This window comes from Sphingomonas sanxanigenens DSM 19645 = NX02, from assembly GCF_000512205.2.
Classification (GTDB): Bacteria; Pseudomonadota; Alphaproteobacteria; order Sphingomonadales; family Sphingomonadaceae; genus Sphingomonas_D; species Sphingomonas_D sanxanigenens.
In genome coordinates this window covers 3,333,827-3,346,027 of the sequence record NZ_CP006644.1, presented here as the reverse complement: position 1 = coordinate 3,346,027, position 12,201 = coordinate 3,333,827, and the positions used below count along the sequence as shown (strand labels likewise).

Annotated in this window: 8 protein-coding genes; 4 read left to right on the top strand and 4 right to left on the bottom strand. The window is 67.8% G+C overall.

The genetic code is table 11. The features are described from left to right. Nucleotides 1-54: 54 nt before the first annotated feature. The 4 genes from NX02_RS15390 to NX02_RS15375 all read right to left on the bottom strand — a co-directional run bounded on the left by NX02_RS15390 (nucleotide 55) and on the right by NX02_RS15375 (nucleotide 4,049). Entirely contained in the window at nucleotides 55-1,113 is a 1,059-nt protein-coding gene (locus NX02_RS15390) for an isopenicillin N synthase family dioxygenase (protein ID WP_025293094.1), read from the bottom strand. Nucleotides 1,114-1,238: 125 nt separating this feature from the next. Next, entirely contained in the window at nucleotides 1,239-2,240 is a 1,002-nt protein-coding gene (locus NX02_RS15385; RefSeq protein WP_025293093.1) for an ABC transporter permease, read from the bottom strand. Beyond that, entirely contained in the window at nucleotides 2,237-3,052 is an 816-nt protein-coding gene (locus tag NX02_RS15380; protein ID WP_084717817.1) for an ATP-binding cassette domain-containing protein, read from the bottom strand. The genes NX02_RS15385 and NX02_RS15380 overlap by 4 nt, the downstream gene beginning before the upstream one ends. Continuing rightward, the gene (locus NX02_RS15375; protein WP_025293091.1) at nucleotides 3,039-4,049 is read right to left on the bottom strand and encodes a substrate-binding domain-containing protein; all 1,011 of its coding nucleotides are present in this window, start codon (nucleotides 4,047-4,049) and stop codon (nucleotides 3,039-3,041) included. Before NX02_RS15375 ends, NX02_RS15380 begins: the two co-directional genes overlap by 14 nt. A 171-nt stretch (nucleotides 4,050-4,220) precedes the next feature. Here NX02_RS15375 and NX02_RS15370 point away from each other — a divergent pair, with 171 nt between their 5' ends. The 4 genes from NX02_RS15370 (at nucleotide 4,221) to NX02_RS15355 (ending at nucleotide 12,168) form a co-directional block, all read left to right on the top strand. Then, nucleotides 4,221-5,129, top strand: a complete 909-nt coding sequence (locus NX02_RS15370; protein WP_025293090.1) for a LysR family transcriptional regulator — start codon at nucleotides 4,221-4,223, stop codon at nucleotides 5,127-5,129. 320 nt (nucleotides 5,130-5,449) lie between these two features. Beyond that, the gene (locus NX02_RS15365) at nucleotides 5,450-8,173 is read left to right on the top strand and encodes a TonB-dependent receptor (protein ID WP_025293089.1); all 2,724 of its coding nucleotides are present in this window, start codon (nucleotides 5,450-5,452) and stop codon (nucleotides 8,171-8,173) included. Between the two features lie 14 nt (nucleotides 8,174-8,187). Next, entirely contained in the window at nucleotides 8,188-11,043 is a 2,856-nt protein-coding gene (locus tag NX02_RS15360; protein WP_158014034.1) for a hypothetical protein, read from the top strand. A 99-nt stretch (nucleotides 11,044-11,142) separates the two neighbouring features. Then, complete coding sequence (locus tag NX02_RS15355) at nucleotides 11,143-12,168, top strand: LacI family DNA-binding transcriptional regulator (RefSeq protein WP_039996616.1); 1,026 nt, start codon at nucleotides 11,143-11,145, stop codon at nucleotides 12,166-12,168. Nucleotides 12,169-12,201 lie beyond the last annotated feature (33 nt).

Here is a 12,201-nt window from a genome sequence, read left to right as displayed (position 1 = left end):
CGGGCCCCTCTCTCGTTCTTCTGACGGATTTTTATTGTTTATGTTCTGCACGCCTTACTGGGATATCGGTGAAACCTTCTTCCAGACGTTGTAGAATCTCTGGTAGAAGCTCTTCATATAGTCGCCATTGTCGAACGGCTCGAACCGCGGCGCCTCACCCTCGGCAAGGAAGGCGTCGAGCGGCGCGACGCGGGCGTCGAGATCGGGATTCATGAACATCGTCGCCGAGAAGCGGTCGACCGGTCGGCGGCTGACGACGCGGTGCAGCGTGGAGACGAAATGGCCGTTGGTCCACGCCATCATCGTGTCGCCGATGTTGATGACATAGGCGCCCGGCACATAGGGCGCGGCGATCCAGCGGCCCGAGGGATCGCGCACTTCCAGCCCGCCGACATCGTCCTGCAGCAGCACGGTGAAGGAGGATGCGTCGCAATGCGCGCCGACGCCGACCGCGTCCGAAGGCTGGGTATCGGTGCGCGCGGGATAATGGTTGAGCCCGAAGGTGGCGAGCGGGCTGCGGTGGAAGCGCGCGAAGAAATCCTCCTCCACGCCCAGCGCCATCGACAGCGCCGCCATCAGTTCGCCGCTGAGTTTCAGCACCGCGCGCTGGTTGACGATCATCGTCTCGACGAAGCCGGGCTGGAAGCGCGGCCACAGGTTGCGCTGATAGACCGGATCGGCGCCGCCATAATTGGGATCGTCGGCATTGAGCACGCGCATCATGTTGAACTGTTCGAGCGTGCCGCCCGAGACGCGCTCGGCATCCGCGGTCTTGAACGAGCCGCCCGGTTCCCAGCCTTCCATCGCCCCGCGCGAGGGAACGAAGCCGCACCACTGGCCTTCCTTCAGCGGCGCGCATTCCATCTTGCGCGCCATCGGCTCGGCGAAGAAGGCCCGCGCCTCGCCGAGCACGTTCTCGCGCAGGGTTTCGGGTACGCCGTGGTTGGTGACGTAGAAGAAGCCGATGCGGCGGCACGCGGCGCTGATCTCCGCCGCCACCGCGGCGCGATCGGCGGCGTCGCCGTTCAGGAAGCGGCCGAAATCGACGATCGGGATCTCCTCGCTTCCGATCGCCTCGGCCTCGGCATAGTGCAGCGCTTCACCACTCATCATTCACCTCGAAAAACACTGGGTCGAAAGGCCGCAGGGGCCCGTCCGGCGCGTCGCCCTTTCCGGGCGGCGGCCGCTGTCGATACTCCGGTCGTCATGCTGCGCCGGGGACGGCGGGGGCGGGCGGGTCAGCCGGCCGGTCGTCGTCGTCCCAGATCGCGCAGCCATTCGCTCAACGCCCCGTCGGGGCGCAGATAGGGTTCGATGCCGGCGGCGAGCACGATCAGCAGCCCGACATAGACCTGCACCCAATTGCCCTGCACGCCGAGCAGGATCAGGCCCGTCTGCATCATGCTGACGATCAGCGCGCCGAGCAAAGTGCCGGTCGCGGTGCCGATGCCGCCGCTGAGCGCGGCGCCGCCGATGATGATCGCGGCGATGATCGCCAGTTCGGTGCCGGCGCCCGTCGTCGGCGCGCCGATCCGCAGCCAGCCGGCGGTGAGCGCGCCGGTGAGGCCGCAGGCGAAGCCGAGCACGGTGAAGGTCCAGATCTTCACCCGCCCCGGATTGACGCCCATCTGCAGCGCCGCCTTCGCATTGCCGCCGGTCGCGTAGAGCCGCGCGCCGAACAGGGTGTGGCGCAGCACGAAGCCGCTGACGAGGAACGCCGCCAGCGCCCACAGCACCTGCACCGGCACCGGCCCGATCATGCCGCCGGAGACCGCGAAGAAGCTGCTCTCGATCGTCGCCGGAATGTCGATCGACAGCCCCATCGTCAGCACCAGCGCCAGCCCGCGCAGCAGGCTGAGCATGCCGATGGTGAGGATGAAGGAGGGGATGCGCAGCCGCACCGTGGCGACGCCGTTGAACAGCCCGATCGCGGTGCCGAGCATCACGCCGAGCGCCGCCGCGGCCCACGGGTTCCAGCCCCAGTCGACGATCGCCAGCGCGGTCACCACGCTGCACAGGCCGTAGTTCGAGCCGATCGAGAGGTCGACCTCGCCGGCGATCACCAGATAGGTGAGCGGCAGGCCGATGATCAGGGTGAAGGCGGTGATGCGCAGGATCTCGAACTGGGTCTGCCCGTCGAGGAAGTGCGGCGCGTTGGTGGCGAACAGCGCGAACAGCGCGACCGCGACCACCAGCATCGCCGACTGGCGGCTGGCGAGGAGGGCGGCGACGCGGCTCATGCGCCGGTTCCCATCACGAGGCCGACGACGTCCGCCTTGCTGGTCGCGGCGATGCGCAGGTCGGCGACCTTGCGGCCGAGCCGCAGGATCACCGCGCGATCGGCGACGTCGAAAACATTGTCCATGTTGTGGCTGACCAGCAGCACCGCCGATCCCTGGTCGCGCAGCGAGCGGATCAGATCGAGCACCTTGGCGGTCTCGCGCACGCCCAGCGCCGCGGTGGGCTCGTCCATGATCACCAGCCGCGCGCCGCGCAGGATCGTCCGCGCCACCGCCACCGCCTGGCGCTGGCCGCCGGAGAGGTGGCGCACCGCGGTCGTCACCGGCGGCAGGTTGACGCGCATGCGATCGAGCACGGCCTGCGCCTCAGCCTTCATGCGGCGGCGATCGAGGATGAAGCCGAAGCGGGTCAGTTCGCAGCCGAGAAACAGATTCTCGGCGATGCTGCGGTCCTCGATCAGCGAGAGGTTCTGGAACACGGTGGCGATGCCCGCCGCGCGCGCCTCGGCGGGGTCGGCGAAGCTCACCGGCCGGCCGTCGATCCGCATCTCGCCCGCGCTCGGCGCGGTGACGCCCGAGAGCATCGAGACCAGGGTCGACTTGCCCGCGCCATTGTCTCCCAGCAGCGCGGTGACTTCGCCGGCGCGGACGTCGAGATCGATGTCCGCCACCGCGGTGACGCTGCCGAAATGGCGGGTCAGCCCGCCGATGCCGAGCAGGACCGGTCGTTCGGGCGGTCGTTCGGGCGCCTCGGCCGCGCTCACCGCCGGCCGCTCCGCGAAGCGCAGGACGGTGGCGTCACGAGAGGCCATAGGCCGCCGCGCGCTTCATGCGGTTGTTATAGCTCTCGATCATGCCGTCGACGCTGTCGGGCGTCACCCAGACATGGCCGGAACTGAGGTCGATCGCGGGGATCTGGCGTTCGAGTTCGGACCAGGCGAGCAAGGTCGCGAAGAAGCCCTGATAATAGAGGTTCTCGTCGAGCGCGAAGCTCATCGCGCCCTCCTTGACGAGGTTGAGCACCTTGAGGCTGCTCGCCCAGCCGCCGACGATGACCTGCCCAGGCCTGGAGCCGAGTTCGGCGAGCGCCTTGGACAGCGGGATCGCGGACATCTCGCTGCCCGCGACGGCATGCGCGACGACATCGCCGGTGCCGGTGATCTTGGCCTTGTAAAGCCCGACCGACGCGGCCGAATCCTGCGCGGCATTGTCGGGAAAGGCGACGAGTTTGAGCCCGCCGCCGGCCGACGCCAGCCCTTCGCCGACGCCGGCGATGCGTTCCTCGACGTTGAGCGAGCCGGGGAAGGGGTTGCCGACCAGCACCGATCCGCTGGTGACGCCCTTCGCCTTCAGCGCCTCGGCGATGCGTTCGCCCATCAGCTTGCCGGTGGTGCGCGGGTCCTGGCCGACGAACGGCACCTTCAGGGGTGCCAGCGTGTCCGGATTGTTGGCCGAATTGACCAGCGCGAAACGCGCGCCCTGCTTCATGCCCTTGGCGATCTCATCGACCACCGCCTGATACCAGTCGACGGTGATGATCACGTCCGCGCGCGAGGTGACGGCCTGGCGGATCGCGCTGATATGCGCATCGGGCGAGGCGGCGGCGTTGAGGATGCGGTTGAACCGCCAGCCGAGCATCTCGGCGGCGTCGGCGATCCCCAGCGAGATTTCGGTGACGAAGTCGGACCCGGTGGTGCCGATGGCCCAGGCGACGGTGCGCGCGGCGCCGAGATGGCCGCTCTGCTTGCCGTCTGCCGCGGCCTTCTGCCCGCATCCTGCAAGCGCCAGGCCGATAGCTGCGGCCGGCATCGCCCCCAAAAGGGCCCGTCTGTTCGTCTGGCCGTCCAACCTGTGCGCCCCCACTTGCCGGCATTTTTGCCGTGAACGCAGATGTTGACCGCGGCCGCGTGCAAATCCAGTTCAATTTTCGGGGGTATGCGTTCTAAAAAAGGCAACACCCGGTTCCGGAGGGCCTTCTCGATGCTGTCTCGCTTCGCCATCTATTTCGACGAGGTCGCGCGCGCGGGCTCGATCCGCAAGGCGTCCGAACGGCTTAACGTCGCCGCCTCTGCCATCGACCGGCAGATCCTGAAGATGGAGGGGCAACTCGGCACCGCGCTGTTCGAGCGGCGCCCGCAGGGCCTTCGGCTGACTGCGGCGGGGGAGGTGATGATCGGCGTCGTCCGCAACTGGCGCCGCGAACTGCGCAACGCCGAATCGCAGCTCGACGCGCTGAAGGGGCTGCGTCGCGGCGAGATCAACCTCGCGGTGGTCGAGGGCAGCGCTGCCTTCGTCACGCGCAGCCTCGCGGCGTTCAGCCGCGTCTATCCGGGCATCGTCTATCATCTGCGCATGGCGATGTCGGCGCAGGTCACCGATCTGGTGCTGGCGGGGGACGCGGATTTCGGCATCTGCTTCAACCCGCCCGCGCGCCACGACATCCGCGTCGAGCGCACGCTGGTCTATCAACTCGGCGCGGTGGTGCTGCCCGATCATCCGATCGCGACGCAGACCGAGATCGCGCTTTCGGCCTGCGCCGATCATGCGCTGATCGGCCCGATCGAAGGCAATGCGCTGCGCGAGATCCTCGATCGTGCGTGGGCCACGAGCGTCGGCACCCCGCCGCGCTTCGTCGCCACCGCAAGCACCATCAGCCTGATCAAGTCGCTGGTGCTGAACGGCGTCGGCATGGGCTTCCTGACCCCGATCGACGTCGCCGAGGAGGTTGCGACGGGTCGGCTGTGCCTGGTGCCGATCGGCAGCCCGGCGTTCGCGCTGTCGGCGCTGTCGCTGATCACCGCGAGCGGCCGGCCGCCATCGACGGCTGCATCGTTGCTGATCCAGCATCTTGGGGCGGCGATGGCGGCGGAGCCGGGGCGGGTGATCTGAGGCGCTGTCGCGCGCAGATAGGCTGTTTTCCTCCCACGCGCGCAGCGCGGGGGAGGGGAGCATTTGCGCAGCAAATGCTGGAGGGGCCGGCGCCGAAGCCCTCGATCCGACTGCGCGACGATCAGGATGTTTCGGCGCCGGCCCCTCCACCACCAGCCTTCGGCTGGCGGTCCCCCTGCCTGAACGGAGCGCGAGGAGGAAAAAGTCTGATCGCTCGCAGCTGCCGTGCGAACGCGCTTGACCTATATCTAAAATAGCAACAAAAAGGCCACGACAACAGGACGGCAACCGACCGTCACGTTCGCTGCCGAGGGGATGGGATGATGGGTTTTTCCTGCGAAATCGCACGGTTTGCCTTGGGGGTGGCACTGGCTGCGAGTGCCGGCGAATGTTTCGCTCAGGCGAACGCCGAGTCGCCGCCCGCACGCGCACAGCCCCCGCAACCCGCGCAGGCGACCGGTGCCGGCGCGGACATCGTCGTCACCGGCATCCGCGCGACGCAGGCCGAGGAAATCGACATCAAGCGCCGGTCCGACCAGATCGTCGATTCGATCGTGGCGGAGGATATCGGCAAGCTGCCCGACCAGAATGTCGCTGAATCGCTGGAGCGCGTGTCGGGCGTGCAGGTTCGCCGCGGCATCGACGAGGCGAGCGACATCTCGATCCGCGGGCTTCGCCAGAACCGGCTGGAATTCAATGGCCGTACCCTGATCAGCCCCTATGGCCGCGGGCCCGACGGCCCCGACGACGGCGCCTATAATGTGCTGACTCTGATCCCGTCCGAACTGGTCGCGCGGATGGACGTGACCAAGCTGCCGTCCGCTTCCGCGATCGAGGGGTCGCTGGGCGGCACCGTCAACATCCTCACCCGCCGCGCGTCCGCGAAGGACGATCTCTTTGTCGGCGGCTCGCTGCAACTCGTCTACAAGGACAAGGCGGACGATTTCTCCTATCGCGCCACCGGGCTGATCACCAAGTCGTTCATGGACGGCAAGCTCGGCCTGTCGCTGGGCGTCAACTATCAGAAGCTCAACATCGTCCAGGATTCGACCGACAGCTTCAACGGCTGGCGCGAGGTGCCCGACACGTTCAGCAGCAACCCGGCAGTGCGCGATCCCAATGGCGACGGCACCAACATCTTCTACTTCAACGACATCCGCTACCAGCGGCTGGAGGAGAAGCGCAGCAAGCTGGGCGTCACCGCCGGGATCACCTTCACGCCCGGCAGCGATTTCGATCTCTATGCCGACTTCCTCTATGCGCATGCGGAGACCGACCGGAACCGGCGCTGGCTGTCGGTGCCGCTGAGCGGCAGCGGTTCCGCCTACAGCAATCTCGTCGTCTCCGAGAACGAGAATATCGTCGCCGGCACGGTGCGCGCCGCGGTGCAGGGCAATGGCGAGCGCATCTCGCTGCCGACCGACATCTATTCGGGCGCATTCGGCGGGCGCTGGCAGGCGGGCGACCGCATCGAACTGAGCGCGGAAGTCTCCTACACCAAGGGCACGCAGGATTATCAGCAATCCTATCTGCGCGCCGACACCCGCTCGACCTATCAGATCGGCTTCGACTTCCGCGATACCGACGTGCCGTCGATCAGCTTGCCGTCGAACCTCTCTCTCACCGATCCGGCGCTCTACATCTACCGCACCAGTTTCGACAATCTGTTCGTCTACACGTCGGACGAGATCACCGGCCGCGTCGATCTGGACTTCGATGTCGGCGGGCCCTTCCTGCGCAGCATCGAGGCGGGCGTGCGCTACAGCAAGATCTCGACCGGCCGCGCGACCTATCGCGACCAGAGCACCTTCCCGGCTTCCGGCGCGGGCGCGTTCGCGGTGGGCGGCTTTCCCGATAATTATGAGACCGTCGCGTTCGACGGGCTGCTGGGCAGCGCCTCCGGCAGCTTCCCCGACAGCTTCCTCGTCGCCACGCCCGAATTCGGCGATCTTGCCGGCGTGTGCCGCGTGTTCCGGCCGGACTGCACGCCGGAGGCCTATGACCCGACCTCCAGCTACACGCTCGATGAGCCGATCTACGCGGCCTACGCCCAGGCCAATGTGGAATCGACGCTGTTCGGCCTGCCGATGAGCGGCAATGCCGGGCTGCGCTACGTCCGCACCGAGGTGCATGCGGCCGGCGCGTTCGGCATCCGCGGCGCCGCCGATCCGGGCTCCTTCGATCCGGTCGATATCAAGCTGCGTTATGACGACTGGCTACCGAGCGCGGCGCTGCGGCTGGAGGTGACGCCCGATCTGCTGTTCCGCCTCGGCGCGGCGCGGGTGATGGCGCGGCCCAACACGCGCGATCTGTCTCCCTCCTTCTCGATCACCACCTCGGGCGGCGGATCGGGCGGCAATCCGGCGCTGGAGCCGTTCCGCGTCAACCAGTTCGACGCGGCGCTGGAATGGTATCCGGGGCGCGGATCGCTGGTGTCGGTGGCGCTGTTCTACAAGGATGTCGAAAGCTTCATCTACACCCGCCTCGTCGAGGAGGTGCTGCCCGGGCTCGATGCCGACGTGACCGACGACGATCCCGAGACGCCCTATCGCATCAACCGCACCTTCAATGGCGACGGCGCGACCATCAAGGGGTTCGAGGCGCAGGTGAAGCAGCCCTTCCGCTTCCTGCCGCGCCCGTTCGACGGCCTCGGCATCAGCGCCACCTACACCTATATCAGCAGCCGTTCGGGCATCGCCGACCTGCGCACCGGCGCCGACCTGCCGATCGAGGGGCTTTCCAAGCACAGCGCCAATCTGGTGGCCTATTATGAAAAGGGGCCGCTGGGCCTGCGCATCGCCTATAGCTGGCGCGACCGCTTCCTCGACAAGATCGGCGTCAATGGCGATGGCGTGTATTACAAGGCGTTCGAGACGCTCTCGGCCTCGTTCAACTATGATCTCACCGGGCAGGTGAAATTCAGCCTGTCGGGATCGAACCTGCTCAACGCGCCGATCCGCAAATATGGCAGCTTCGAGGAGGCGACCAACACCTATCTCGAAAATGGCCGCACCTTCACCGCGGCGCTGCGGTTCAGCTTCTAGGCATGGGGACGATCGTGTTGCAGACGAGGAGCCGCCGGATCGGCGCAGGCGCGCTGGCCCTGGCGATGATGCTGGGGGCGGGCGCGGCGGCGCTGCCGGCGCAATCGCCGCCCGCGCAATCGCCGCCCGCCGGCACCAGCGCCGTGGCGGCGTTGCCCGCCGAACTTGCCGGTTTCGATCTCGATTTCGTCGTGCTCTATCGCGCCGACGATCCGGGCATGGCGCTGCGGCCGGCGGGCATTCCCAACCTCGTCTACAACGTCGCCAGCTGGCGCGCGTTCGATCCCGCCCGGGCGGACCTCGCCACCAGCAAGCGCGACGATTCCAGCCAGGGCGACGGCTTCGACGACCGCATCCTCGACGGCAGGGCGGAGAAGCGCAGCGCCGATTATTTCAACAGCGGCGAACGCATCCACCTCGCCCCGGCGCGGATCGCCCGGCAGGGATCGCGGCTGATCGCCCACTATCCGGCAGACCCGCGCTTCACGCTCACCGCCGAGGTCGATCTGGCGGCGAAGCCCTATCCGCTGCTGCGCTGGCATCTGACCGCGAAGGTGCCGGGGAACTTTTCGGTCGGCTATGTCGGCGCGCCGCAGGTGGCGCCGGCGGCGGCGGACGAGGTGTGGCAGCCGCTGGTCTGGCAGGAAAAGCGCATGCCCGATCGCGCCTATCTGACGATGGCCTATCGCGCGCCCCTGCCCACCGCGATGGTCCGCCGCGGCGGCACCGCCTATGCGGCGATCGCGCATCCGTCCGAATTTCCGTTCCAGCCGCTGCCCACCGCGGACAACAGCCGCTTCGGCGTCGCGGTGCGGACGGAGGATGGGCAGGCGAGCCCGCAGATCTTCGCGCCGGTGATGGGCGGCGCAGGCTCGAAGCTGGCGGCGGGCGCGAGCACCGGCTTTTCGGCCTATCTGGTGCGCAGCGAGGCGCGCGACCTGACGCAGCTCTACGAACGGCTCGCACGCACCGTCTATGGCTTTCGCGACTATCGCAGCAACGCTGTGGGATCGCTCAACGCCGCGTTCGACACCATCACCGACTATTCGATGAGCGCCTATGCGCGCTGGATCGCGGAGCTCAAGGGATCCTCCTATTCCACCGACGTGCCGGGCGCGGTTAAGAATGTCAGCAGCCTCAACCCGCTGATGCTGGCGCTGGTCACCGATCGCCGCGACATCTTCGACGATCGCGTCGTCCCCTATGTCGAGTTCATGCTGTCGCGGGAGAAATTCCTGTTCAGCCTCGATCCCGAACAGAAGATCCAGCACCCCTCGCGGCAATTGCTGGGGCCGGCGGCGCCGGTTTCCGAACTGGCCGCGCTTTACGACATCTTCGATCGCCGCAACCCTGCCTATCTGGCACTGGCGCGCGGCGAGTTCGAGGGCAATCGCACCCGCAACCTCGACGTCGCCGAATCCGGCCGCACCTGGCCCAACGCGCTGTCGCTCTACACCGCGACCGGAGACCGCGCGCTTCTCGCCGAGGCGGTGGCGGGGGCGGACCGCTATCTGCAGCGCCGCGTCGTGACACCGGCGACGCGCTTCGAGGATGGCGCCTTCTTCTTCTGGCCCGAATTCGTGCCGGACTTCGTCGATCTCTACCGGCTCTACGAGGCGACCGGCGCGCGCCGTTTCCTCGCCGCCGCGCAGAGCGGCGCCCGCCGCTATGCGATGTTCGTCTGGATGGCACCGGCGATCCCGGATGCGACGGTGACGGTCAATCCGGGCGGTAAGGCGCCGGTCTACTGGTACCTCAAGGGCAAGGGCCACACGCCGATGTCCGCGCCCGAGGAACAGGTGCCGGCGTGGCGCCTCTCCGAAATCGGGCTGACCGCGGAATCGTCGGGCACCAGCACCGGCCACCGCGCGATCTTCATGGCCAATTACGCGCCGTGGATGCTGCGCATCGGCGCGGATGCGCAGGACGGCTTCCTGCGCGACATCGCCAAGGCGGCGATCATCGGCCGCTATCGCAACTTCCCCGGCTATCACATCAACACCGCGCGCACGACGATCTACGAGGCGGCGGACTATCCGCTGCACGATCACAAGCAACTCAGCGTCAATTCCTTCCACTATAATCACATCTGGCCGATGGCGACGATGCTGCTCGACTATCTGGTGAGCGACGCGCATGTCCGTTCGGGCGGCGCGATCGACTTTCCGGCGCAGTTCATCGAGGGCTATGCCTATCTGCAGAACGGTTTCTACGGCCATCGTGCCGGCCGCTTCCATGGCGACAGGGATGTGTGGCTGTGGATGCCGCGCGGATTGGTGAAGACGGATGCGAGCGAACTCAACTATGTCGCGGGCTATCGCGGCGATGCGCTCTATCTCGCCTTCGCCAACCAGTCCGACACGCCGGTCACCGCGCGCTTCACCCTGGCCGCCGATCGCGTGCAGCGCGTCGGCCGGCTGCGGGTGATGCGGCTGTCGCCGGCGGGCACTGCGGCGCTGGACGGGGAGGGCTATGGCGTGACCGTGCCGGCGGGCGGCCAGGTCGCGCTGCGCATCGACGGGCTGCGCGCCGATGCGCGCTTCCAGCGTGCGATGCGGGCCGGGGGCAAGACCCCGGTCGCGCATGACGAGGCCGGGCTGGGGTTCGGCGATGCGCGGGCCTATCTGCTCGATTTCGGCGCGCTCGGCCGCCGCGGCTTCGTCTATCTGCGCGACGATGACCGCAGCATCGGCAGCGCGACCCTGCGCTATCGCGACGCCAGCGGCACGCGCCAGGAACTGACCGACACCAGCTTCCCCTTCGAATTCAGCGTGCCGCTGCCCGCCGGCGCCCCATTCGCTTTCCGCCTGTCCGGGGTGAAGACGGACGGCAGCCGGGACGCCGGCGTGGAGACGGTGTTGGGGAGATGACGCTGCTTGCGGGGTGCTTGGCGGCGATGAAACCGGTTTCCCTCGGGCGCTTGCCCGTTCTAGGCTGGGCCTCGGGCGGCAAGCATCCACGGGAACGATATGGCGGCTGGTATTACGAGCGGAAGTGTCACCATTGCGGACGTGGCGGAACTGGCGGGGGTTTCGATCCGGACCGTCTCGCGTGTCCTGAACCAGTCGACCAAGGTCAAGCCCGCGACGCGCGAGGTGGTGGAGCGGGCGATCGATGCGCTGTCGTTCAGCCCCAGCGCGCGGGCACGCGGGCTTTCGACCGGCAAATCCTATCTGATCGGTGTCGTCCACAATGAGAGCAATGCGCTGGTGCTCGATGCGATCCAGCGCGGCATCGCGCGCGAAACCGGCACGCGCGGCTATGAGCTCGTCGTCCACCCGACGCCGACCGGCGGTGACGGTTCGATCGAGAATGTCCTCTATTTCCTGCGCCGCTCCTCGGTGGACGGGCTGATCGTGCTGCCGCCGGTGTCGGACACGCCCGGGCTCGGCGCCGCGCTGCGCAACGCGGGGGTGCCGGCGTTCGCGATCTCCTCGGTCGCCGTCGCCGGCTTCACCGAGGTGCTGGTCAGCCCCGAGCGCGAGGCGGCGGCGGACGTCGCGCGCTATCTGCTTGGCCTCGGCCACCGCCGGATCGCCTTCATCTCGGGGCCGAGCAGCGTCCATTCCGCGCGCGAGCGGCGATCGGGGTTCGTCACCGCGCTGGCGGAGGCCGGCTGCGGCCTGATCGGCGAGGCGGAGGGCGATTATGGCTTCGATTCCGGCGTCGAGGCGGGGCGGCGGCTGCTGACCCGCGACCCGGCGCCGACCGCGATCTTCGCCGCCAACGACGTGATGGCCGCAGGCGTGCTGAAGGTGGCATCGGGGCTCGGCATAGCGGTGCCCGGCGCATTGTCGGTGGTCGGGTTCGACGGCGGCGTGCTGGCGCGCATGCTCACCCCCGCGCTGACCTCCATCCATCGCCCCTATGACGAGATGGCCGAACATGCGACCGCGGCGCTGCTCGACATCATCGAGCACAAGCCGCGCCCGTTCGACTACAAGGTCAATCTCGAACTGACGCCGGCGGAATCGACCGCGCCGCCGCCTGAGTGAGGGGTGCCAAAGCGCGATGAGCCTTACGCATCG